Annotated in this window: 20 protein-coding genes, 2 pseudogenes and 1 riboswitch; of the genes and pseudogenes, 14 read left to right on the plus strand and 8 right to left on the minus strand. The window is 61.8% G+C overall.

Features of this window, described 5'->3' with window-relative positions:
* The first annotated feature begins 11 nt into the window (after positions 1-11).
* From EN807_RS10115 to EN807_RS10145, 6 genes are all read left to right on the plus strand, one after another.
* Positions 12-896 (plus strand): transglutaminase family protein, encoded by an 885-nt coding sequence (locus tag EN807_RS10115; RefSeq protein ID WP_135934816.1) that lies wholly within the window; start codon positions 12-14, stop codon positions 894-896.
* 159 nt (positions 897-1,055) lie between these two features.
* Positions 1,056-2,162 carry a DNA topoisomerase IB gene (locus EN807_RS10120; protein ID WP_135934817.1) on the plus strand — a complete coding sequence of 369 codons (1,107 nt, stop codon included), beginning with the start codon at positions 1,056-1,058 and terminating at the stop codon, positions 2,160-2,162.
* Between the two features lie 109 nt (positions 2,163-2,271).
* On the plus strand, positions 2,272-2,646 hold the full coding sequence (locus EN807_RS10125) for a YciI family protein (RefSeq protein ID WP_127317226.1): 375 nt from the start codon (positions 2,272-2,274) through the stop codon (positions 2,644-2,646).
* Positions 2,643-3,917 (plus strand): RNA polymerase sigma factor, encoded by a 1,275-nt coding sequence (locus EN807_RS10130; RefSeq protein WP_127317225.1) that lies wholly within the window; start codon positions 2,643-2,645, stop codon positions 3,915-3,917. The genes EN807_RS10125 and EN807_RS10130 overlap by 4 nt, the downstream gene beginning before the upstream one ends.
* 240 nt (positions 3,918-4,157) lie before the next feature.
* A complete protein-coding gene (locus EN807_RS10140; protein ID WP_127317223.1) occupies positions 4,158-5,669 on the plus strand; it encodes an aldehyde dehydrogenase family protein in 1,512 nt (503 codons plus the stop codon).
* A 676-nt stretch (positions 5,670-6,345) separates the two neighbouring features.
* Positions 6,346-7,461, plus strand: coding sequence for an AI-2E family transporter (locus EN807_RS10145; protein WP_348640234.1), 1,116 nt, complete (start codon positions 6,346-6,348; stop codon positions 7,459-7,461).
* A 32-nt stretch (positions 7,462-7,493) separates the two neighbouring features.
* On the opposite strand, the gene EN807_RS35465 is transcribed toward EN807_RS10145, so the two are convergent.
* The 5 genes from EN807_RS35465 to EN807_RS10165 form a co-directional block, all read right to left on the minus strand.
* On the minus strand, positions 7,494-7,658 hold the full coding sequence (locus EN807_RS35465; protein WP_189522381.1) for a hypothetical protein: 165 nt from the start codon (positions 7,656-7,658) through the stop codon (positions 7,494-7,496).
* A gap of 61 nt (positions 7,659-7,719) precedes the next feature.
* A complete protein-coding gene (locus EN807_RS10150) occupies positions 7,720-8,727 on the minus strand; it encodes an ABC transporter substrate-binding protein (RefSeq protein WP_135934819.1) in 1,008 nt (335 codons plus the stop codon).
* A 2-nt stretch (positions 8,728-8,729) separates the two neighbouring features.
* On the minus strand, positions 8,730-9,488 hold the full coding sequence (locus EN807_RS10155) for an ABC transporter ATP-binding protein (RefSeq protein ID WP_135934820.1): 759 nt from the start codon (positions 9,486-9,488) through the stop codon (positions 8,730-8,732).
* Entirely contained in the window at positions 9,485-10,285 is an 801-nt protein-coding gene (locus tag EN807_RS10160; protein ID WP_164783901.1) for an ABC transporter permease, read from the minus strand. Before EN807_RS10160 ends, EN807_RS10155 begins: the two co-directional genes overlap by 4 nt.
* Before the next feature lie 25 nt (positions 10,286-10,310).
* A complete protein-coding gene (locus EN807_RS10165) occupies positions 10,311-10,517 on the minus strand; it encodes a hypothetical protein (RefSeq protein WP_127317220.1) in 207 nt (68 codons plus the stop codon).
* Positions 10,508-10,620: riboswitch (TPP riboswitch) on the minus strand. It overlaps the preceding gene by 10 nt.
* 254 nt (positions 10,621-10,874) lie before the next feature.
* Between EN807_RS10165 and EN807_RS10170 the strand changes: the two genes are divergently transcribed.
* The 4 genes from EN807_RS10170 to EN807_RS10185 all read left to right on the plus strand — a co-directional run bounded on the left by EN807_RS10170 (position 10,875) and on the right by EN807_RS10185 (position 14,204).
* Positions 10,875-11,651 carry a sulfite exporter TauE/SafE family protein gene (locus EN807_RS10170; RefSeq protein ID WP_135934821.1) on the plus strand — a complete coding sequence of 259 codons (777 nt, stop codon included), beginning with the start codon at positions 10,875-10,877 and terminating at the stop codon, positions 11,649-11,651.
* A 131-nt stretch (positions 11,652-11,782) separates the two neighbouring features.
* Entirely contained in the window at positions 11,783-12,292 is a 510-nt protein-coding gene (locus EN807_RS10175) for a superoxide dismutase family protein (RefSeq protein ID WP_135934822.1), read from the plus strand.
* Between the two features lie 98 nt (positions 12,293-12,390).
* Entirely contained in the window at positions 12,391-13,401 is a 1,011-nt protein-coding gene (locus EN807_RS10180; protein ID WP_135934823.1) for an ATP-binding cassette domain-containing protein, read from the plus strand.
* Positions 13,398-14,204: an ABC transporter permease gene (locus tag EN807_RS10185; RefSeq protein ID WP_135934824.1), complete on the plus strand. Its 807-nt coding sequence runs from the start codon at positions 13,398-13,400 to the stop codon at positions 14,202-14,204. Before EN807_RS10180 ends, EN807_RS10185 begins: the two co-directional genes overlap by 4 nt.
* Positions 14,205-14,328: 124 nt before the next feature.
* Here EN807_RS10185 and EN807_RS10190 read toward each other — a convergent pair.
* Positions 14,329-14,721: pseudogene (locus EN807_RS10190) on the minus strand (ABC transporter permease); the annotation flags it as partial.
* Between the two features lie 111 nt (positions 14,722-14,832).
* Complete coding sequence (locus EN807_RS10195) at positions 14,833-15,792, minus strand: DMT family transporter (protein WP_135934825.1); 960 nt, start codon at positions 15,790-15,792, stop codon at positions 14,833-14,835.
* Positions 15,793-16,498: 706 nt separating this feature from the next.
* Here EN807_RS10195 and EN807_RS10200 point away from each other — a divergent pair.
* From EN807_RS10200 to EN807_RS10220, 3 genes and pseudogenes are all read left to right on the plus strand, one after another.
* Positions 16,499-16,693 (plus strand): annotated as a pseudogene (locus EN807_RS10200) (DUF1259 domain-containing protein); the annotation flags it as partial.
* Positions 16,694-18,071: 1,378 nt separating this feature from the next.
* The gene (locus tag EN807_RS10215) at positions 18,072-18,218 is read left to right on the plus strand and encodes a DUF982 domain-containing protein (RefSeq protein ID WP_135934826.1); all 147 of its coding nucleotides are present in this window, start codon (positions 18,072-18,074) and stop codon (positions 18,216-18,218) included.
* A 317-nt stretch (positions 18,219-18,535) separates the two neighbouring features.
* Positions 18,536-18,748: a KTSC domain-containing protein gene (locus tag EN807_RS10220; protein ID WP_135934827.1), complete on the plus strand. Its 213-nt coding sequence runs from the start codon at positions 18,536-18,538 to the stop codon at positions 18,746-18,748.
* Positions 18,749-19,774: 1,026 nt separating this feature from the next.
* Here EN807_RS10220 and EN807_RS10230 read toward each other — a convergent pair.
* The gene (locus EN807_RS10230; RefSeq protein ID WP_189522382.1) at positions 19,775-21,820 is read right to left on the minus strand and encodes a family 16 glycosylhydrolase; all 2,046 of its coding nucleotides are present in this window, start codon (positions 21,818-21,820) and stop codon (positions 19,775-19,777) included.
* 199 nt (positions 21,821-22,019) lie between these two features.
* Here EN807_RS10230 and EN807_RS35475 point away from each other — a divergent pair, with 199 nt between their 5' ends.
* Positions 22,020-22,157 carry a hypothetical protein gene (locus EN807_RS35475; protein ID WP_189522383.1) on the plus strand — a complete coding sequence of 46 codons (138 nt, stop codon included), beginning with the start codon at positions 22,020-22,022 and terminating at the stop codon, positions 22,155-22,157.
* Positions 22,158-22,557 lie beyond the last annotated feature (400 nt).

Here is a 22,557-nt window from a genome sequence, read left to right on the forward strand (position 1 = left end):
TAAAGGCGGGCATGCTCTACGACATCAGGCTCAATCTGCGTTACGATTACGATGCTGCAGCCGGCGGCGGCCGCCATCAGGTGCGCGTGCTGCCGCCGACGATATCGGGCGTGCAGCGCGTGATCGCCGCTTCGCTGTCCTTCGCGCCGGCGCCGAGCGAACGCTCGGATTTTTCCGATTTCTTTGGCAACAATGTCACGTCGATCGCCTTTCGCGACGTTCACGATGCGCTCGACATCAGGATGAGCGCGCGCGTCGCGGTTTCGCGGCCGGAACCTGGGCTTGACGTGTCGCCCGACATTCGCCGGCTGAGGGAGGAACTCGACGCGGTGCGGTCGCTGTCGCCTGATACACCGCATCACTTTCTGGCCGCCAGCGACCATGCCGGCATCGATGCGGCAATCACGGCCTACGCGCGGAGCAGTGCCGGCAACTCCGCTGTCAGCACGGCCATGGACCTGTGCAGCCGTATCTACCGCGATTTCACCTACGATAGCGAGGCGACTACGGTGCAGACCCGGGCAAGCGATGCCTTCGACCTGAAGCGGGGCGTCTGCCAGGACTTTTCGCATATCATGATCGCCGGCCTGCGCGGCCTGGGTGTTCCCGCCGGCTATGTCAGCGGGTTCCTGCGCACCATTCCGCCGCGCGGAAAGCCGCGGCTGGAAGGGGCCGACGCCATGCATGCCTGGGTCAAGGTGTGGTGCGGGCGCGACACCGGATGGCAGGAGTTCGATCCGACCAATGGCATGCGGGCAAGCAACGACCACATCACCGTCGGCCATGGCCGGGACTATTCGGATGTAGCGCCGATCGTCGGCGTCCTGAAAACAACCGGAGGGCAGGTCGGCGAGCAAGCAGTCGACGTCATTCCAGTCGTGCTGGAAAAGGCATAACGGCAAGCGAGGCCGCACTCGATTTGTAGGCGCCGAACGTAGACAGAGGACGGCTCCTCGAACGCACACGCGGTGAGCCTGACATCATTCTGAAAGCCATTCGCGGAACCAGCGGCGGGTCCGGCGCTTATCTACGGGAAAATTTCTCGCGGAGAGGACATGTTGGACAAATCCGGGTCGCCATCCGGCCGATCGGCTGGCAAGGAGGTTGCACCAAAAGACGGGGCGCCGACAAATGGGTCGCAAGCCTCTGCCGATCGAGCCTCGCTTACCTACCTCACCGACGCCGAGCCCGGTATCCGGCGTCTCAGGGCAGGCAAGGGATTCTCATATAAAGGGCCTGACGGGCAGGGTGTCGACCACGACACTATGGCGCGCATCAGGGCGCTCGCCATTCCACCGGCGTGGACGGATGTGTGGATCTCGCCGGATGCTGACGGTCACATCCAGGCGACAGGCCGTGATCAGCGCGGACGCAAGCAATATCGGTATCATGCGCTATGGGCGGAGGAGCGTGACGGCGTCAAATATTCGAGCCTGGTTGCCTTTGCAGAAAGCCTACCTGAGCTGCGACGCCAGATCGATGCCGATCTGCGCCGTCACGGCCTGCCGCTGGAACGCGTTGTCGCCGCTGTGGTCTGGCTGCTCGACAACACGATGATCCGCGTCGGCAATGCCGCCTACGCTCGCGACAACAACAGCTTTGGGCTGACCACGCTGCGCGACCGCCATGTCGACATCAATGGCTCGAGCCTGCGTTTCGCTTTCAAAGGCAAGTCCGGCAAGGAATGGAAGCTGAAGCTCGTCGATCGCCGGATCGCCAGGATCGTGCGCGGGGCGCAGGATCTGCCGGGCCAGAAGCTGTTCCAGTATCTCGACGACGACGGAAGCAGGCGACCGATCCGATCCGACGACGTCAACCGCTACATCAGGGAGACGGCAGGGGCGGATTTCAGCTCCAAGCACTTCCGAACCTGGGGCGGCACTATCCATGCTGCGTCACTGTTTGCGCAAACCGAACGACCCGAAAGCCAGGCACAACAGAAGCGGGTGATGAACGGCCTCATCGACAAGGTCGCCGAGCGGCTGGGCAACACCCGCGCCATCTGCCGCAGATGTTACATCCACCCGCAAGTTTTCGATGCCTGGTCCGAAGGACGGCTGCTCAGCGAAATAGCGGATGCGAACAAGCGGAAACGATCGATACACGGACTTGATGACGAAGAGGCTCTCGTACTGAGATGGCTGAAGGCGCAGGAGAGCTGAACCGAACGGAGCCGAGGCTTTCGTGATCCGTACAGGACGTAATTTTTTGTCGACGTCATGTCGGGATAGGCCCTAGTGTTTCGTCCTTTGACAGAGAAAAGGACGACCTATGCTTTACGCGATCCTCTGCTATGCCTCCGAAGACGTCGTCTGCTCCTGGAGCAAGGAGCAAGATGACGCTGTGATGGAAAAACTCCTGGGCGTGCAGGAAAAATACGCTCAGGCGGGCCGGCTCGGCCCGGTCGCGCGGCTACTGCCGACAACCGCTGCGACAACCCTAAGAAAGGTCAAAGGCGAAGCGGTCGTCATCGACGGACCATTTGCCGAAACCAAGGAACAGTTCCTCGGCTTCTACACGCTCGAATGCGCCGATCTCGAGGAGGCCGTCGACTTTGCGCGTGAACTTTCCGAGGTCAACCCGAGCGGCGGCTCCTACGAGATACGGCCGGTTTCGCTCTTCAATCCCGCCAAGGTTTCCGCATGACCGACCTTACCTGGATCAGCACGGCGATCAGCACTGCCCGCCCCCAGGTGATGGGCGCGCTGCTGCGCTACTTCCGCGATCTCGATGCGGCGGAGGAAGCCTTCCAGGACGCTTGCCTGCGAGCTCTGAAGAACTGGCCGACAAACGGCCCGCCGCGCGATCCGGCAGCCTGGCTGATCTTCGTCGGCCGCAACAGCGGCATCGACGCGGTGCGCAAACGTGCCAAGCAGGCGCCGCTGCCGGAAGAGGACCAGATCTCCGACCTGGAAGATGCCGAGACCGACATCGCCGAACGGTTGGACGGCGCGCATTACCGCGATGACATATTGCGGCTGCTGTTCATCTGCTGCCATCCCGACCTGCCGGCGACGCAGCAGATCGCCGTGGCATTGCGCATTGTTTCAGGCCTGAGCGTCAGGCAGATCGCCCGCGCCTTTCTCGTCGGTGAAAGCGCCATGGAGCAGCGCATCACCCGTGCCAAGGCGCGCATCGCCGATGCCGGCGTGCCGTTCGAGACGCCCGGTGCGGTCGAGCGCTCCGAACGGCTCGCCGCCGTCGCCGCCATGGTCTACCTGATCTTCAACGAAGGCTATTCGACCAACAGCGGCGAGGCCCCGGCCCGCGCGCCGCTCTGCGAAGAAGCAATCCGGCTGGCCAGACTGCTGCTTAGGCTGTTCCAGACCGAGCCGGAGATCATGGGCCTGACGGCGCTTTTGCTTCTCCAGCATGCGCGTGCGCCGGCGCGTTTCGACGAGAATGGCGAGATCGTGCTGCTCGAAGATCAGGATCGCAGCCTGTGGAGCCGCAAGATGATCGACGAGGGGCTGGCGCTGGTCGACAAGGCGCTCCGCCACCAGAAGCCCGGTCCCTACCAGGTGCAGGCCGCGATCGCCGCCCTGCATGCGCGGGCGGCGAAGCCCGAGGATACGGACTGGAACGAGATCGACCTGCTCTACGGCTTGCTCGAGCAGATGCAGCCGTCGCCGGTGGTGACGCTCAATCGCGCCGTCGCGGTCGCCAAGGTGCGCGGGCCGGAAGCGGCACTTGCCATGATCGAGCCGTTGGAACAAAGGCTTTCCGGCTATTTCCACTTCTTCGGCCTCAAGGGTGGCCTGTTGATGCAGCTCGGCCGTGGCGAGGAGGCACGTATCGCCTTCGACCGTGCCATCGCTCTTGCCAACACGGCAGCCGAGGCCGCCCATATCCGCATGCATATCGACCGCCTGATGAAGGAAGGCGCCGCGCGGGGAACCGCGCAGACAGCGCGCTGAACGAGTCGCTGGTTCAACGGTCTGACCTTGGCTTAGACCATGCCGGGGTGGCGATTTTTCCCTGAAACGAGTAATGCCACGCCATGACAGCGCCTGATGTGCCGATCGGCGCAGGAGACGGCATGGCACAAGGCTTCGACCGACGTGCTTTTAAGTTTGTTTTATGCATGTCGTTGTCCCAAAACCGCTGCGCACTTTTGGGCGACATGCATGAGCGATGGGATCTGAAAGGAAAAGAAAATGACGATTGCGAAGGAAACAGCCGGGCTACTGGCGAAACTGGGCGTCGCCGAGGACGCGCTTTCGGGCGGCGATCTTATCGTGCGCAGCCCGGTGACTGGGGAGCAGATTGCCGCGCTGAAGACGATCTCGCCGGCCGATGCGGCGGTGACCATCGACAAGGCCCACAAGGCCTTCCAGGCGTGGCGTCTGGTCCCGGCGCCGAAGCGTGGCGAACTGGTGCGGCTGCTCGGCGAAGAGCTGCGCGCGCGCAAGGCCGAGCTCGGCCGGCTGGTGTCGATCGAAGTCGGCAAGATCCCGTCCGAAGGGCTCGGTGAAGTGCAGGAGATGATCGACATCTGCGATTTCGCCGTCGGCCTCTCCCGGCAATTGTACGGCTTGACCATCGCCACCGAGCGCCCTGGTCATCGCATGATGGAAACCTGGCATCCGCTGGGTGTGGTCGGCGTCATCTCCGCTTTCAACTTCCCGGTTGCGGTGTGGTCGTGGAATGCCGCGCTCGCGCTTGTCTGCGGCGACGCGGTGGTTTGGAAGCCGTCGGAAAAGACACCGCTGACGGCGCTCGCCTGCGAGGCGATCTTCGAGCGGGCGGCAGAGCGTTTCGGCGATGCTCCGGAAGGCTTGACGTCGGTGCTGATCGGCGACCGCGCCGTCGGCGAAATCCTGGTCGACCATCCCAGGGTTCCGCTGGTCTCGGCCACCGGCTCGACCCGCATGGGCAGGGATGTCGGTCCGCGGCTGGCGAAACGCTTTGCCCGCGCTGTACTGGAGCTCGGCGGCAATAATGCCGGCATCGTCTGCCAGACCGCCGATCTCGACATGGCCTTGCGCGCCGTTGCGTTCGGCGCCATGGGCACGGCCGGGCAGCGCTGCACGACGCTGCGGCGCCTGTTTGTGCATGAGAGCATCTATGATGCCTTGGTTCCGCGCCTGAAGAAGGCCTATGAAAGCGTCTCGGTCGGCAATCCGCTGGAGACATCAGCGCTGGTCGGACCGTTGATCGACAAGGCAGCCTTCGACGGCATGCAGAACGCGTTGAAGGAAGCCGCCGCTCACGGCGGCAAGGTGACCGGTGGCACGCGGGTCGACAATGGCCATCCCGACGCCTATTACGTTCGTCCGGCGCTGGTCGAGATGCCCAAGCAAGTGTCGCCGGTGACGGAAGAGACCTTCGCGCCGATCCTCTATGTGATGAAGTACTCTAACTTCGACGCCGTGCTCGACGAGCACAACGCGGTCGGAGCGGGGCTGTCATCGTCGATCTTCACACGCGACCTGCAGGAATCCGAGCGGTTCCTCGGTGTGGACGGGTCTGACTGCGGCATCGCTAACGTCAACATAGGCACATCGGGGGCGGAGATCGGTGGTGCCTTCGGTGGCGAGAAGGAGACCGGCGGCGGCCGCGAGTCGGGCTCCGACGCCTGGAAGGCCTATATGCGGCGAGCCACCAACACGGTGAATTATTCGAAGGCGCTGCCGCTGGCCCAGGGCGTATCCTTCGACATCGACTAGGCTGGTGAGACCCTTGTCGTGGCGGCTACGCCGATAGCTGCCACAATTTATCTCGGTCGCAGTCAGCGGCGCCCGGGAGATCCGGAACAGTCTGCGAAAGCTGCATCGGTGATCGCGAGCTACGCCGGCCTATCCCGTGCCCTCGCCATCTGGCGGAATCTGTAGAGCGCCGGTAGCGAGATCGCGCGGCATGCGCGCCTGTTCGTCAGCGGCAATCGAAGCTGCCGCGGACCGTGACGATGACTCTTCGGATGTGGCTCTATGGAGCGGCAGATGTGGCCCACCACATCTCGTTGAAACGTCACCCGAGCCGACCCATATACGCATCGCGTCGGATGTTTTCCTCCCATTGCGTCCGGCGCGTTCCCCTCTGGAGGTTTTGAACCTTCATGCCTGGCCGGACTTTAACAGTCCGGCCTTTTTTTATTGGTCCTGTGAAGCTGCGAGTCCGCGAGCGAGCTGTAGAACCGCCGTAGGTCAGAGCATCCACGACCGGGCAGGCCGCGGTGCGGCAGCGGGCACGGGCGCCCAGTCAGCATCACCAGCCCAATGAGCGAGAATGTCCGTGCCATTTTCTTCATTTTCCACAGCGGCGTAGCCGTAGGGGTGCGGCAACGGAAGCTGCCATTTTGTCGGGAAATCCACTAGGCTCGCTTGGTTTGCGAGACGGCGAGAGGTGCTCGACCTGAAACAGATGCCCGATATGAAACAAATGAGATTGCTCGGCATCGTGGCCGCGACGGCGATCGGTCTGTATGTCTGCTATCTCTTGGCGCTGCCTTTTTTGCCCGCATTGACGTGGGCGCTGGTGTTGGCAATCGTCCTGTACCCGGCTCATCGACGGGTCGAGGAAAGGCTCAGGAACCAAAACCTGGCTGCACTGACGTCGGTCAGCATCGCGGCGGTTGCAGTCGGCCTGCCGCTCATCTTCGTGGCACAGCAGCTTGTTCGCGAGGCGGTAAACGGCGCCACCTATCTGGAGGAGGTCATCCGGGGTTGGAACACAGGTACATTCGTGTCGGGCTACCCCGGGCTTTCGGCGGTTGCCCAGTGGATTGAGAACCAACTCGATCCGGCCGGCACGGTCGCCGCATTTGTACAATGGCTGACGGGACAAAGCACATCGCTGTTGCGCGGCTCGATCAATCAGGCCGTGATGTTCGTGCTGACATTCTATCTGCTGTTCTATTTTCTGCGGGACCGCGAATCCGCCCTGCGGGGGATCGAGCGTCTTTCGCCACTGCGTGCACCGGAGACGGCCTACATGCTGTCCCGCCTTGCCGAGACGGTACATGCGATCCTGATAGGCACCGTTTTTGTCGCCGCTGTGCAGGGAACGCTGGGCGGCCTGATGTTCTGGTGGCTCGGCCTGCCCACGCCGGTCTTCTGGGGCCTGGTAATGGGACTTCTTGCCATCGTGCCAGTGCTCGGCGCATTCGTGGTCTGGGTGCCGGCAGCGATCTATCTCGCTCTGGAAGGATCTTGGGCAAGCGCAGCGATCCTGACCATCTGGGGCGGCGGCGTCGTCGCCGGCATCGACAATCTGCTCTATCCGATGCTTGTCGGGAGCCGGCTGCGGCTCCACACAGTGATGGCCTTTATCGGTGCGGTCGGTGGCATCCTCCTCTTTGGAGCATCCGGGCTCGTCCTCGGCCCTGCGGTGATCGCGGTCACCATCAGCCTCATTGACATCCTCAAGAAACGATTGAACGGCCAACCCGGGGCGGAACTGACGCCAAAGCAAGACACGAAGCCATCACGTCAGTCGAGAGCCGCGCCCGGTCGTGAATAAGCACCGCCACGCGCCCCTGTTCGATTCTAGACCTAAAGACTTGGCAGGCCGTATCGCTCGCGAAGGATGCGCTCACCCCCAGCGTCGAAAGCTTCCGAACGCTCCAGCAAAGGCATCACGTCGTCGATGAAGCTTTGCTGATCGACCCAATAGTCGAGGCTAGTCGAGGCAAGCGGGTCGCTTTTCGGGAGCGCCAACCGGCCTCGTAACTGCCGAGGCCAAAGATCACGGCATTGAGGTATATGCACAGCGGCGGGCTCATTTTTCGCCGGCTATATAGGCGTTGCTGTAATAGGCCGCGAAATCGGGGCGTTCGCCGATCAGGTTCCCATCGCTGTCGCGCAGGGCGCCGGCCTCGAACAGGTAGTCGCCGATCGCCTCCATCTTTGCTGGATCGATTATGCCGATCGCGCCGGTGGGGCTTTGCAGATAGTGGCCGTCGACCAGCGCCTTCAGGGAAGCTTCGATCAGCGGACGGTCGGTCAGCACGTCGCTGTTTGCTGCGATCAGGATATCAGCCGCTTCTTGCGGATGTTCGACGGCGAAGGCATAGCCGCGCCTGGTCGCGGCGATGAACCCGGTTGCCGTGTCCTTGTTCTTTTCGAGGTAGGGCCGGCTCGAGCCAATGAAATTGGTGTGTTGGTCGGGCACGCCGAAATCGGCGTAGCGGAAGGCGCGCTGGGCCTTGCCGTCAAGTTCCGCTTTGATCCCCTCCCAAGTGTAGACTTCGAGCGTAAAATCGACTGCGCCATTGGCCAAGGCCTCATAGGCGGAGGTGCCCAGCGTCACCGTTTCGAATTTGCCCTCGCCGCCATCATGGCGGATGATGGTGCCGATCAGCGCATTCTCCCAGGCGCTGCCGAAACCGCCATAGGTCAGGCCGTCCAGGTCCCTTGGGGACTGTATATCGGCGCGGTCGGCATTGAACACCAGCCTGCCGGTTTCTGTCTGCATGATTGCGTAGGTGGCGACGAGGTCGGCCCCGGCGGTGCGTTGGGTGAACAATCCTATGGATCCCAATATACCGAAATCGGCCACGCGGTTGGCGATCAGCGTACCGGCCGCAGTGTCGCTGTAGGGCAGGATCTGCACGTCGAGCCCGGCCTCGGCGTAGAAGCCTTTCGCCTGGGCGACATAGAGCCCGACATGGTTTGTGTTCGGTGTCCAGTCTAGTGCGACGGTGACAGTCTGCTGGGCGCGGACGGACTTGACGGGTCCGAGCCCGGTGATCAATGCGGCAGCGATGAAGAGGCGTCTGGAAAGCATGGTCAAGTCCTTTGGGCGGGCTGTGGATCGAGCAGGGTATCGAGGATGTCGGCTTCGATGGCGCTGGCTTCCGGCGAGGCAAGATCCGTGCGCGGGCGCGGAAGAGGTATGGCGATTTCGCGCAGCACGCGGGCGGGGCGGCCGCTCAGCACATAGATGCGGTCGGACAGGAAGACTGCCTCGCGCACGTCGTGGGTGATCAGCAAGACGGTCCAGCGGTGTCGGTCCCACATCATCTGAAGCCAGCGCTGCATGCCGGTGCGCGTGAGGGCGTCGAGTGCGCCGAACGGTTCGTCGAGCAACAGCATGGCGCGGTCCTGCACGACGGTACGCAACAGCGCGGCGCGCTGGCGCATTCCGCCCGAGAGCTGCGCCGGATACTTTTGCTCGAAGCCCGCAAGGCCGAATTCGCCGAAGAGCGGCGCCACCTTGTCGCCCGCCGCCTTGCGGGACATGCCTTGCATTTCCAAGCCCAGCGCGGTGTTGTCGATAACCGTGCGCCAAGGCATCAGGGCACCGTGTTGTGGCATGAAGGCAAACGGTCGGCGCGCGTCGGCCAATGGCCGCCCGTCGAAGTCGACGCCGCCGCCGTGGCCTTCGAGACCACCCGTCAGCAATTTGAAGATCGTGGATTTGCCGGCTCCGGAGGGGCCGAGGATTGAAACGAATTCGCCCGGCTCGACATGCAGGGTGATGCCGGCAAGCACGTCAATGCCGCCAAAACGCTTGCTGACCTGGCGCAGCTCCAGCCGCCTGCTCATGACTTTCGTGCGGCATCGAGCCGCTCCCATGGCATGGCGGCGCGCTGGATCAGCACCGTGGCGGCAAACAGGGCCAGCGTGAGCAAGGCGCTGATCAGCACGGCTGCGAGCACGAGATCGGGCCGGAAATTGTTCTTGGCGTTGAGCATGTAGATGCCGAGCCCTTTGGCCGCGCCGGCATATTCCGCGAAGATGGCGCCCACCACGGCATAGGTGATCGAGATGCGCAGCCCGGCGAAGAAATATGGCAGCGAGGAGGGCAGGCGGGCCAGCAGGAAAATGCGCATGCGGGAAGCGCCCATCGAACTCAGAAGCGCCGAGATGTCCCGATCCGTCGATTCATAACCCTGCACCAGCGCGACCAGCATGGGAAAGAAAGTCACGAGGGCGACCAGCATGATCTTCGGCGTCAGCCCGAAGCCGAACCAGAGAACGATCAGCGGGGCGATCGCCACCAGCGGCAGGGTCTGGCTGATGATGAAGACCGGGAATAGGGCGCGGCGCAGCGGCTTGAAGAAATCGATCAGCACCGAAAGAAGGAAGGCAACGGCCAGCGAGCAGGCGAAGCCCACCAATGTGGCGCTGATCGTCGGCACGGTGTTCTCGAACAGCGCCTGACGCTGGTGGATGGCCTGGGCGAGGACTCGTGACGGAGCGGGCAGCGTCGTGGGTGAGATGCCCGAGATGCGCGCATAGAGCTCCCAAGCCAAAACCAGCGTGCCGACCGATAGCAGGGCCGGTCCGATCTTGGCGAACAAGGCTGCGATTCGCGGCGCGGCGGAGAAAGATTGGGACATGCGAGACCTGCCTGGCGCGAAAAGATCAGCGCGGGGCCGGGCTGTTGGCCGAAACCGTAAGCTCGATCGTGACATGGCCCTGGAGCCGGCCGACCGGCAGCGTCGAAATATCGCCTGTGCCTATGCGCAACCGATTGCGACAAAGGTCGAGCGCATCGAGCGTCGCGGAGATGACGACACCGCCGAAATCGCCGGTCGTCGGATAAAGAGAAATCTGTACGTCAGAAAACATCGCCCGCCTCGCTCCGCTGGTATTATCCAGATCAGCTCTAGGGTTTACGGGCTTGCAGCCCATCTCTCAGCCCCGACGATACGGAGCACCCCTGTGGATGGCGGCAATTAAACAGATATGGGGCGGAGCTGCAAGTCCGCGCCCGACCCGTGAAACCTCAGGTCAGAGGAGGTGCGGCTACCCGAACAACCAACTCGAGAGGTCGCGCTCGATATCCTGAGAGGCTGAATGACTGAAGGTACAGGAAAGGCGTCGATCGAGTGGACAATTTCCCGTTCGTCGTCTCCATTGTCGATGCCAGGCGTTTGGTGAATTGTCTTTTCGGCAATTGCGACCCGCGCTTTGTTGGAGAGCCAAATGCAAGAGTTCATTCTTTTTGCGCTCGTAGGGTTTGTAGCTCAAGCCGTGGACGGGGCTCTCGGCATGGCCTACGGCGTGGTTTGCTCGACAACACTGCTGGGGTTTGGCGTGTCTCCTGCACACGCTTCGGCTTCAGTTCACGCGGCTGAGCTGTTTACCACAGCGGCCTCGGGTTCGGCTCACCTCTATCACCGCAACATCGACTGGAAGCTTTTCTGGCGGCTGATGCCGTTTGGCGTTCTCGGCGGCGTTCTCGGCGCTTTTGTGCTCACCTCGTTTGAGGGAGCGATCATGAAGCCATATGTGACCACATACCTTGCGCTCGTCGGAGCTTGGCTCCTGTTCCGTTCCTTCCGGCGTATCCCAAGCAATCCGGTCCCTGCAAGCGCGGTACCTCCCCTTGGACTTGGTGGTGGATTTCTCGATGCGGCAGGGGGTGGCGGATGGGGACCCATCGTAACAACGGGCCTTCTCGGTTTTGGCGGGACGCCCCGCTACGTTATTGGTACGGTAAATGCCAGCGAGTTCCTCATCACGCTCTCGGTGTCTCTGACCTTCTTGTTTGCGGTGCTAACCGGCCACTGGGAGGAGGCAGGAGAGCTAACGGAAAATCTACTCTCTGTCGCCGGCTTGATCCTTGGCGGCGTAGTCGCAGCGCCGATGGCCGGATGGGTAGTGAAGTCAATCGCAGAAAAGACGCTACTCAGGCTCGTTGGTATCCTCATCATACTGCTGGCTGGCTGGCAAACCGCGCAACTCTTCGAATGGGTGTAAACTGAGGCACATCGAAAAAGTTGTCGGCGTCGCTTCCCTGGCGGCCGTGCCGGAGACAAAAACTCAATTCCCAAATGGAACGAAGAGACCCCCTTGATGTTTGGCTTCCTTGGACAACCGGAGGACGAGTAATGAAAAAATTGGTTGCAACAGCAGGGTTGGCGCTGGCGGTCGCGATGCCTGCAGCGGCTCAGGACACCGCGACCGCGAAAGCCGAATTCGTCAACATGGCTGGCGAGAAGAACGGAACGGCCACGCTGACCGAGACGGCGCACGGCGTGCTGATAGCGTTGGAGATAACAGGACTGCCGGCGGGTGAATGGGTTGCATTCCATGTTCACGAAACCGGAAAGTGCGACCATCAGACCGGCCATGCCTCGGCCGGTGGGCATTTCAATCCGACGAATGCCGAACATGGATACCTCACCGGGAAAGGCCCGCACGCGGGCGATATGCCAAATCAGCGGGTCGGCCCCGACGGCGTTTTGCGTGCCCAGGCTTTCAACAGCGTGGTCAAGCTGGATGGTGGAGATACGGCCATACGAGGCAAGGTATTGATGATCCACGGCGGACAGGACGACTACAAAAGCCAGCCTGCAGGTGATGCCGGAAATCGTCAGGCCTGCGCCGTGATCGAGTGAAAACCGAAATGAGTAGATACCTGTCCGACATATGATCTGACCGGCTCTTCAGCCTCGGCGGCCAGGCGGATGGTCGGAACCTCTAGCGTGATGATTGCATGAACGATACTTCTCCTATGGGTGTGCCTTCTATGGGCCTTGCCCAGTCAGCCATTTCCGCCCGCGGCCTGGTCAAGACATTCGGCAAACTGCGCGCGGTCGATGGTATCAATCTCGATGTGCCGCGCGGCATGATTTTCGCCATCCTGGGCCCGAACGGCGCCGGCAAGACAACGCTGATGCGGATGCTCGCGACGCTGTCGCGCCCCGACGCCGGCTCCGCGACCGTGATGGGGCACGATCTCGTGCAGGCCCCGCATGAGGTCCGTGCGGCAATCGCGATGACCGGGCAGTTCGCTTCGCTCGACGAGGACTTGACGGGCCGGGAGAACCTCGTCCTGCTCGCCCGACTCTGGGGTTTTCGCCGTCGCGCCGCGAAAGCCCGTGCGGACGATTTGCTCGCGGCTTTCGGCTTGTCCGAAGCGGCGACGAAGCAGGTGAGGGACTATTCAGGTGGCATGCGAAGGCGGCTCGACATAGCCGCCTCGCTGGTCGTCACGCCGGGCGTGCTGTTCCTCGACGAGCCGACTACAGGCCTCGACCCGAACGCCCGCAAGGATGTCTGGGGCATGATCCGCGGCCTCGCCGAGGCCGGCGTCACCATCCTGCTCACCACCCAATATCTCGAAGAGGCCGATCAACTTGCAGCGCGCATCGCCGTCATCGACCACGGCAGGAAGATCGCCGAAGGTACCAGCCGCGAACTGAAGGCGGCCACCGGCTCCGGCTTTCTCCATGTCGCGCTCGCCGATGTGGCACGGCTGGACCAAGCGGCGACCATTCTCGAACGCCGGCTGGAACATCCTGTCCAACGCAGTGCCGAAGGCGCGGAGCTCTCCGTCCTTGCCGGCACAGCGAAGACCGCCAACGAGGCGCTGGCCGATCTGGTCGCCGCCGGCATCGAGCTGTCGGATTTCTCCATGGGCCAACCCAGCCTCGAGGAGGTCTTCTTCGCGCTGACGGGCCAGCCGGGCGTGGGTGAAAGCCGCAAGGAAGGCGACAAGCCATGATCGACACGACATCCCTGCAGCGGCTGCAAAGCGTCGCCCGACCTAGAACCCCATCAGCCGTTTCCAACGCGCTCGTCTTCGGATGGCGCGCTGTGCTGAAATTCAAGCATGTGCCAGAGCAGCTCTTCGATCTGGTGATGACTCCGATCATGTTCACGCTGCTCTTCACCTTCGTCTTCGGCGGTGCGCTTGCCGGTTCGCCTGGGGAATACCTGCAGTTCTTCCTACCCCGCATCCTGGTTCAGACCGTGGTGTTCAACGCAGTCTATTCGGGCATGGGATTGTCGACCGATCTCGGCAAGGGCTTATTTGACCGCTTCCGATCGCTGCCGATCTGGTCGCTGTCTCCGTTCGCCGGCCTGATGGTGGGCGACATCCTGCGCCATTTGATTGCCGCCTCGATCATTCTCACCATCGGGCTGATCCTAGGCTACCGGCCTGAGGCAGGCATCCCCGGCGTGCTTGCCGCCTTCGCCATGCTGATTGCCATCGGGTTCGGCATGGGCTGGGTATTCATCGTGCTCGGCCTGCTGATCCGCACGCCAACCACGGTGATGACGCTCGGCTTTACTTTCCTGTTCCCTCTCGTCTTCGCCTCCAACATCATGGTTGACCCCGGCACCATGCCGAACTGGCTGCGGGCCTTCGTCGAAGTCAACCCGGTGTCGCTGATGACGACGGCGCTGCGCGGGCTGATGGGTGGCGGGGCGACACTCAGTCAGGTCGTCCTCGCCCTGATCACGCCGGTGGCGCTGACCGCGGTCCTGGCGCCGACGACCCTATGGCTGTATCTCAGAAGGTGAGGACCTAAACGGTCGCGATCCTGATTGCCTGAGCGACAATACGCCCCGGATGGACCTGCGCATCTTAGATCTAAAAGCCGACGCGGCTGCATCTGGCGCTCGAACAGATGCCAGAACGGCGCTCCAAGATCAGCGGCAGCTGGACCGTTCGAAGCACTGTCCGGCTGTCGGCGCCCATGATCGAGGCCGCTTCCACCAGAGATCGGTCGATAGTGGAGAAGCCGAGCGACAGCGTAACCAGGGGCAGCGTCACAAAGAAGATCGCGTGGCTGATGACTGCCGTCCATGGCGCGCCGTAGGAGCCGGCCATCGCCCAGAAGGTCAACAGGCCGAGCGCGGTGATAACAGGCGGCAGGATGAAAGGCGCCACGCCGAGCAGGCGGAAGATATTCGCCCACGGCACCACGTGCCGCCAGAGAAACCAGGCGAGCGGCAGGGCAACGAGCACGGCGAGCGCGGCGGAAAGCCCTGCCAGCACGAGCGAAGCGACGAGAGCTGCCCGCCAGCCCGGATGCATGCCGCAGACGGACCGCCGATCCAAGCGAAACCGTCGAACGTTATCTGGCGTGATGTGCGCCTCGGCTCTTAATCGCTAGCGCCGTCTTCGGTTCGGCTGTGCGGATGTTCCTTACGCGACATGCACCGTGCGCTGCCTCGGCTTGATCGCGGTGGCGAGCAGCAGGCCGGCGACGATAAAGGCAGCGCCGGCGAGGTCGTAGTCGTGCAAGCTTTCCCCAAGGAAAAGATAAGCGAGCACGGCGACGAAGACAGTCTGCAGATAGAGCAGCATGCTGGCGCGCCCGGCACCAAGCGTCTCGACGCTGCGGTTGTAGAGGTAATACATCAGAGCGCCGCCCGGACCAGCGACATAGGCGAGTGCCAGAAGGCCGCTCGCATGCAGCGCCGAACGTTCGCCGGAAAACAGCTCCCAGAGATAAAGGGGCAGTGCGGCCAGCGCGCCGGCTCCTAGCAGCAGGACCACCATCGGCAGAAGCTCGATGGCGAATTTGGAGCGACGCAGCAGCACGGTGTAGAGGCCCCAGCAAAACGCGCTGCCGACGATCCACAACTCGCCGGGATTGAACTGGAGCCGCATCAGCGCGGTAAGGTCGCCGCGCGCTACGATCACCACCATCCCGACCAAAGCGAGCAGCGCGCCAAGAGCCTTCCAGACGCCGAGGGGCTCGCCGAGCACGTAGCGGGCAAGCACCATGGTCATGATCGGCGACAGCGCCATGATGATGCCGGCGGTCGTCGCGTCGGTGTAACTGAGGCCCGTGTAGATCATGCCCTGACAGAGGGTCAGCCCGATCGCGCCGATGGCCAGCACCTCGATCGTCCGGGACTGGATCAGCATGAGCATCGCCCCGTGATGACGATGGACGATAGGCAGCAGGATCGCGCAGGCGAGCGCCAGCCGCCAGAAGCAGAGCGCCCAAGGCGGCATTTCGGGGGCAACCCACTTGGCTGCGATGTAGACGCCGGCGGACAGGAGCCAGCAGAGCGTCGCGGTGGAATAGGCGAGAGGAAGCGATACGCCGGCAGTCGCCTTGGCTACGCTTGGATGGGCTATCGGCAGCGATTGCACGTCCGTCTCCTCCCACTGCCGATCTTAGCAAGATTGCTGCGTCTTGCCGAGCAGCAACGCCACCTATTTCACCGATCCTTGTGCGGCGGTTTTTTGTTTTCCGCGTGGAACACAGGCCAGCGACGAAAGTTCGGCTTCTGCAGCCGCAGACAAAATGCTGCCAGATCGGATCCTCCCGCCGATCACAGCCCGCGTCCTCTGCCGGAGGCGCGGGCTTTTCAATCGCGTCCGCCTCGCCGGCAGATCGCGCGAAAGCGCAAGCAGACGAATGCTGCTTTAGAGGGAGTGGAACCGGAATCCAACCTTCTCCACGGATCCGCGATTACCCTTCGTAGTCGGGTGTTCGGCTGATGCTGTTCAGTCGACCTGTTCAATCTGCGGGCCTGGGTCAACCGGCGGAGCCGGCGAGCAATTTTGCCCCTTGCATTCCTCGACAGGGTGATCGGCTGGTGGTAGGCAGTTTTGGCCCTCGCAATGAACTGCCGGCTGTGGCGCTTCTACGTGGTTAGGCGGAACAAGCTGATCCTCAGCGCGAACGGCCGGCATTGCTACGCTGATCGTGCCCGTGCACAAGAGCGCAATCCGAAGCAATTTCATTTCCGCCTCCGTGCCTGGCAGCGAGCTGTACCCTACACTCTCAAGCTGCGGGCCGCATCCTCTCACCCGCCAACAACGTTAACACTGGATTTCAGTGCTGGCCCGGAAGGGCGACTTCGTGCTCACGGCAAGCGAGGTAAATCCTGTGGTGCGCGCCTTGCGCTCGCACGACATCGAAATCACTGCCCTACACAACGAGGAGCCGCGGCTATTCTTCATGCACTTCTGGGCCAATGACGAAGTCAGTAAGCTTGCAAGGGGACTCGAAGAGGCGCTCCGGCATGTGAATCGCAAGAGAGAATAATGAACGCATCGCTGCAGGAGGCGCGACAACGCAAAGTTCACCGGCCCGGCCAAGCGCCGACTATTTGACAAGCGCGCAAATGGCGTATGCGGTCAGCGTCCAAGCTGTTGGGGGCGTAGCGGCTACATGCGCTTGTGCTACCCACCCTGGAGCTGGGGAAGTAACCGGCAAGCTCCTAGAAATCAGAGCATTTGAATTTGACGCGCTGGCACCGCCACCTATGACGACTTTTGGCTTGGGACACCAAGCCTGTGCGGATTTGTCTGGGCTAGTATCATTCGCACTTGCATACTGGGTGATTTCCCAACCGCTGACGCCGTCCTTCCCCGATGGACCCGCAGCTCCCATTGCACCTTTAGGTCCCTGCTTGCCGGGCAGACCTTGTGGACCGACAGGCCCTTGGGGCCCTGGGGGGCCCGCCGTTGCGCAACCTGCAATCAAGGCGACACATGCTAGAGCGGTAATAACTCTCATGACCACCTCCCCGGTTTCCCGGTGAGTCCCAAAGCCTAGCAGCACGGCGCCCGCCATCGGGAGCGGCCAATGAGGCGGAGGAAGGACCCGCGCTCCTGAGAGCGCGGCCGACCGGCTGCTCCCGATCTGCAGTGGGCTGGGCGGGGCAGGGGTTGACCCACTGGTTCCCCGATAACAGTTAGTGGCTGCTAATGTTCCAGGCTCGGCGTAGGCCGACTTGGCCATGACCGGAAATGAGGCCGGTCGGAGAGATCGACCGAACCGCCGCTGTGATCCCGCCTCTACCAAACATGTGAGCATCCCCCAATTTACCCTCATGAGTCTCCTCTGGTTCTCCCCCGGTCTACTTGAAAGCGAACCGTTCGGGCATTCGCCATGGGGGCAGCCACGTCGAGGGAGCCGCCGAGGAACTGATGGTGTGGGACACAAAGGGGCCGAAGTGGACGAAAGCGGTCCAATCATGCGTTGACGCGTTCGAGGGCAGAGTGTCCCCCAAGAGATCCGTGAAGCCTTTGAGGCGGCGGCCAAGGAGGCGAGCGTGTATCTCTCGCCTGAGTAGGAGGTATCATGGCAAGTCTTTGGTTCGTCCCTCCGGTGTTCGTGAAGACTGAAACGGACGGTGTCAGGCATGGCTGCAACAATACGAGGGCAGCCCTTGAGCAGCTCAAGAGGTGGACCCGGAGAGGACCTCGCTGGTACAAGGCGTGGACCCTCTGCCTGTCAGCACTGGAGGGCGATCCGATTGACCCTCATGTGATACGAAAGGCTTTCGTGGCTGCCGCTAAGGAGGCGGAGATGTATCTCTCGCCCGAGTAGGAGGTGCTATCCATTGGTTTCACCCTCCGGTCCAAACCGACAACCTGGGCTCACCTACGTCTGCACCGAGGGTGCGACTGCGGAACTCATGAAGTGGACGAAGCGGGGACTTAAGTGGAAGGAGGCCGTCGAGGTCTGCATGGCTCTCATTGAAGGCGAGCGCACGCCCGACGACGTTAGGAAGGCCTTCGAGGCTGCTGCCGAGGAGGAGGGGTTGCTACGCTCCTCTAACTAGCGCTCGATCCCTCCAACCGCCGGTTGGTAGACGCGACGCAGCCGGCGTGCGTAAGGTTCCTACGATCGGGCACACCCGCCCCCGCCCACCCTGTGCCTGGTGAACGACTGATCGCCCGCCGTGCCGAAAGGTGCGGCGGGCTTTTTTTGACGTCCGTACGGAACACCAGCTCCGGGAGGGGGTTCGGCTCCTGCAGCATCTTCTCCTATGAACCAATGCTGCGAGATCGGTGTCCCTCCCGATCAGCCCGCGTCCTTCCCTCCGTGGGGCGCAGGCAACTTCAGATGGACTCTCTCCCTGATCGGAGTAGTCACGTCATGCCGTCCACCTCGATACAAAAAACGGAATACGATCCGGAGCGCAAAGTCCTCTCGGTGTGGTTCGTGGCCAGCGGTAAATGCTACCAGTTTGAGGACGTGCCGCCGGAGACCTTCGCCGAGTTCCGAGCCGCCTTCGCCAAGGGCCGCTTCTTCAACGAACAGATCCGCAATCACTTCCGCTACCGTCTGGTTGGACCCGCGGTCGACTGAGCAGCATCAGCGGACGATCTCACTTTTGGCAGGGATGCGGCTGTTTCGTCGCGGCCGTCAGGCCAGCCTTTGCGAGGGTAAGGTCGGACATCGGAACGAAAGGCGGATTCGCGAATTCTACTGCTAGATAATCGGAATCGTCGCCCATGAGGCTCGCGACCCTCCACCTTGAAACTGCGAGATACGGCGATGTATATCGCGCCGAAAGGCTCGCGCGGCTGAGGCAGCAAATGATCCGGCACATCAAGCGCACTGACGCCTCGGCTCAAAAAGTCGAGCAAGCGCTGGCTAGTTTGGCCGAAGCAAACGCACCCATGCACCGGCTCGCGCGGCATCAGTAGGGCCGCGCTCCTGCGCGCCTCCGCACCGGCACGATGTGCGGCGGGTTGTTCGGTTGCTGCATGTGGCGTTCTCTCCACATCCGTTTCGCGATGCTGTCCTTACCCCCGTGGGGGCGCGGGCTTCATTCGACCAGGGTGGCTAAGACCAGAACGGCCCGAGGACGAACACGGCCTTTAGCGCAACAAAAAGCAAAGCGGCGATCACGGCGCCCACATGAGGACCCTTCCGGTGCCGCGTTTCTCTTCCTCGCGAGATCGCCGCAAGTGCGGTCACGCCCTGTTTCAATTGGTTGGTCGGTCGGTTCTTCCCGCTCGGAAGTTCCTGCCTATCGCTGTGTTGCGCCCCAGCACCGCACCCAATTCGGTACGTTTTCGCGCATTTCCAGAATCAGACGTTAAAAAGCGGCGGGCTTGCTTCGCATGGTTAAGGCCAGGAGCGCCTCCGAAAGTCGTTTCTTCGCCCGCTCGACCCCGTTCTCGTCGATTGCCTCAACATCGAGGAACAAGTCGAGCGACGTTGTAGGATAACATCACACGACGTCCCTGCTGCCAAAGACATCCAACACAGTTTATGACTAAGTAGAACTAATTAGAGCATCGCTCGAAAAAGAGGTCACCGGTTTTTCGAACAAAGCGATCGCAAACTAGAGATTACAGCGGTGCGCGCGCCCCTGTAGGCGCCGGATCAGATCACGAAAAAATCGTCGGCCAGCAGCGTCGGCCTGTTCGTCAGCGTCGCGAGCTGTGTCACGCCGCCTGCGACGTTTCCGTTGGAATCGTAAAACAACGCACCCGTAACCTTGTCATAGACGATGTGGTCGTCGGCGTCGTGCGCGCTAGTCCCAGCGAAGAAGTACCTTGGCTCGAGGGCTCCGGTGGCTCCAAGCCCCTGCATTACCGAATTCTGGAGCCTGAATGTATCGGCCGTATGGTTGAAATCCGTGATGATGTCGCGGTTGGCCACTGAGAGCGGCGCGCTGAAAACGAAGGAATCGTTGCCGGCTCCGCCAGTAAGCCGGTCAATGCCAAGGCCGCCCGTTAGTGCATCGTTGCCACCGTGCCCAAGCACGGTATCATTGCCTCGGCCGCCGTCCAGTTTGTTGTCGCTGTCGTTGCCGTCGAGCACGTTGTCGAGGGAATTTCCCGTGGCTCCGACGTTGGCGTTTCCGGTCAGACGCAGATTTTCTACCAGCCTGCGATCGACCGCCAGTGAGTACGTGACCAAGCTGAAAATCTGGTCGAGGCCCGCTTCGTCGATGACGTTGTCCAGTACATTGTCCACATAATAGGTGTCGTTGCCGGCACCGCCATTCATCAGGTCGGCCCCGGTCCCGCCATCGAGAAGGTCGGTGCCATCATAGCCCGCCAACCGGTCGCTACCCGCCCCGCCCCTTATGGTGTCGTTGCCGGCAAGGCCGTCCAGCGTGTTGTTCCCATTGTTCCCGGTCAGCTCATTGTCGGAAGAATTGCCGCGACCATTGATAGCGCCAAGGCCGATGAGGGTCAGATTTTCGACATAGGATGGCAGTGAATAGGTGCTCGAGCTGAACACCCAATCGTTGCCCGCCGCACCGCCCTCGACCACGCGGTCGAGCGCATTGTCGACATAGTAGGTATCGTCGCCCGCGCCGCCCTCCATCTTGTCGATTCCGACCCCGCCGTCGAGCAGGTTGCTGCCAGCGTTGCCGACCAGCGTGTTGTCGAGTTCGTTACCCATCGCGTCGATGTCGGCAACGCCGGTGAGTGTGAGCTGCTCTATTTGCTGGCCGGACAGCGAATAAGTCATCGAGGTGATGACCACATCGATGCCGGCGCCCTCAGCCTCGATGACTACGTCGAATGCGTTGTCGACGCGGTAGGTGTCGTTGCCCAAACCGCCGGACATTTTGTCAGCACCGGCTCCGCCGTCCAGAACGTCATCAAAGCTGCCGCCGTTCAGGATATCCGCCGCATCCGTCCCGGTCAGGTGCTGCTCCATCACGTCCGGCGCGGCATAGGCGCGCACGTAGTCGATGACCATCTTGTAGGTGCCGGACGCCCGCTCGACTTCAAGGGGATTCATGGCAAGCGAGGCCAGCATATAGAGCGGCGTGCGGAAGGACTCGCTCATTGGAAAGCGGCTCAGCTCCTTGCCGTCATAGTACACGGTGATCCAGTCCGTCGTGATCCTCGCGCCGTAGGTGTGAAACGTCCCGTCGAACATCGAACCGGCGAGGCCAGTATAGTTGCCTTTCCAAGCGTGGCTTTCCTTATTGCTCAAGTGCACCGCCTGGTGATGACCATCGGGATCGCCCCCATACGCTTCAACGATGTCGACCTCGACGCGTGGCACAGTCTGATCGGGCGACAGCATCCAGAAAGCCGGCCAGGCTCCCGCCCCGCCGTGAAAGGCCGCGCGCATCTCGAAGTACCCGTACTCTTGCGCGAAACCCCGGCCGGTGCTGTTAACCGTTTGCATCGTTCCCGACTGCCAGACGCCGTCCACCTGCTTCATGGTAATGGTCAGCTGCCCGTCAGAGACGGAGAACGGATTCGTTGCCCCCACCGGCGACATGAACGTGGCGGCCCCATAGGGGGCGTGTACCGGCGCGAACCACTTGCCGGTGCCGTTGTTCGGCACGACATCAAGCGTGTTGAACTCGTCGGAAAAGGAGAGCTTGAAACCTGAGAGGTTCAGCTCCGATCCTTTGTACTGTCCGGTCCAATCGCCAGGAAGAGCAATCGCAGCCATTGATGGGCTCCTCGTTCTCGCAACATTTTCGCGGTTGATCCCCCACCAAGATCTAATCATCCATTTGTTAACGGAACGGTAATGGATACCGATTCCGCCGGAAATGGGCTCAGTGCGGTTATCCCCAACGCTTCACGAGAAATTTGGGAGAAGTCGCAAATCGGTTGATGTAGCCGGCACACGAAACTGCGAATCCTCCATGGCGCATGATCCGATCGACACGCTGGGCAAGGCGACCCGGCACAACATGCTCGTCCGCGTGAAGCATCTGCGTGGCGAGGAAGACTTGCGGCACGCATCGTTGCAGGATTTCTGGGAGGATATCCAAGATAACTGAGGACAGACTGGGCGATCAACCATAACCAGAAGCTGGATCTGGCGATGCTCCGCGACGGCTACGGCCCGGACGCGGCGGCGTGGCCGACGACATCATTCCGAAGCTGAAGTGCGCCAAGTGCGGCAGCAAGCGCGTGGGCGTGATCTACACGCCACACACGACACCGACAGGCTATGCGAAGGCAAAGGGGCAATGACCGACAAGCCTAGTCCACCATGTCACGCAGCGGCTTCTTGCGTTTCGGCGGCCGGTATTTCCCCAACAGCCTGACCTTATCAATGTCGACCGTCACCAGCGGTCCCAGATCAACGGTCACTCTGCCGTCTTCTTCATCTATGCGCGTGATCTCTCCGGTGAGCTCGCTCTGTTGCCCCTTCTTCACCTTAGTATGATCGATGAT

This window comes from Mesorhizobium sp. M5C.F.Ca.ET.164.01.1.1, assembly GCF_004792125.1.
In the GTDB taxonomy this organism is placed as follows: Bacteria; Pseudomonadota; Alphaproteobacteria; order Rhizobiales; family Rhizobiaceae; genus Mesorhizobium; species Mesorhizobium wenxiniae.

What these genes read in the sequence shown, in the direction of transcription:
- EN807_RS10230 (WP_189522382.1), bottom strand. Translation starts at nt 21,820, where the DNA reads ATGGCTGCGATTGCTCTTCCTGGCGATTGGACCGGACAGTACAAAGGA.
- EN807_RS10140 (WP_127317223.1), top strand. Translation starts at nt 4,158, where the DNA reads ATGACGATTGCGAAGGAAACAGCCGGGCTACTGGCGAAACTGGGCGTC.
- EN807_RS10120 (WP_135934817.1), top strand. Translation starts at nt 1,056, where the DNA reads ATGTTGGACAAATCCGGGTCGCCATCCGGCCGATCGGCTGGCAAGGAG.
- EN807_RS10115 (WP_135934816.1), top strand. Translation starts at nt 12, where the DNA reads ATGCTCTACGACATCAGGCTCAATCTGCGTTACGATTACGATGCTGCA.
- EN807_RS10165 (WP_127317220.1), bottom strand. Translation starts at nt 10,517, where the DNA reads ATGTTTTCTGACGTACAGATTTCTCTTTATCCGACGACCGGCGATTTC.
- EN807_RS10175 (WP_135934822.1), top strand. Translation starts at nt 11,783, where the DNA reads ATGAAAAAATTGGTTGCAACAGCAGGGTTGGCGCTGGCGGTCGCGATG.
- EN807_RS10185 (WP_135934824.1), top strand. Translation starts at nt 13,398, where the DNA reads ATGATCGACACGACATCCCTGCAGCGGCTGCAAAGCGTCGCCCGACCT.
- EN807_RS10170 (WP_135934821.1), top strand. Translation starts at nt 10,875, where the DNA reads ATGCAAGAGTTCATTCTTTTTGCGCTCGTAGGGTTTGTAGCTCAAGCC.
- EN807_RS35475 (WP_189522383.1), top strand. Translation starts at nt 22,020, where the DNA reads ATGGCGCATGATCCGATCGACACGCTGGGCAAGGCGACCCGGCACAAC.
- EN807_RS10215 (WP_135934826.1), top strand. Translation starts at nt 18,072, where the DNA reads ATGAAGTGGACGAAGCGGGGACTTAAGTGGAAGGAGGCCGTCGAGGTC.
- EN807_RS10130 (WP_127317225.1), top strand. Translation starts at nt 2,643, where the DNA reads ATGACCGACCTTACCTGGATCAGCACGGCGATCAGCACTGCCCGCCCC.
- EN807_RS10160 (WP_164783901.1), bottom strand. Translation starts at nt 10,285, where the DNA reads ATGTCCCAATCTTTCTCCGCCGCGCCGCGAATCGCAGCCTTGTTCGCC.
- EN807_RS10125 (WP_127317226.1), top strand. Translation starts at nt 2,272, where the DNA reads ATGCTTTACGCGATCCTCTGCTATGCCTCCGAAGACGTCGTCTGCTCC.
- EN807_RS10180 (WP_135934823.1), top strand. Translation starts at nt 12,391, where the DNA reads ATGAACGATACTTCTCCTATGGGTGTGCCTTCTATGGGCCTTGCCCAG.
- EN807_RS10155 (WP_135934820.1), bottom strand. Translation starts at nt 9,488, where the DNA reads ATGAGCAGGCGGCTGGAGCTGCGCCAGGTCAGCAAGCGTTTTGGCGGC.
- EN807_RS10150 (WP_135934819.1), bottom strand. Translation starts at nt 8,727, where the DNA reads ATGCTTTCCAGACGCCTCTTCATCGCTGCCGCATTGATCACCGGGCTC.
- EN807_RS10220 (WP_135934827.1), top strand. Translation starts at nt 18,536, where the DNA reads ATGCCGTCCACCTCGATACAAAAAACGGAATACGATCCGGAGCGCAAA.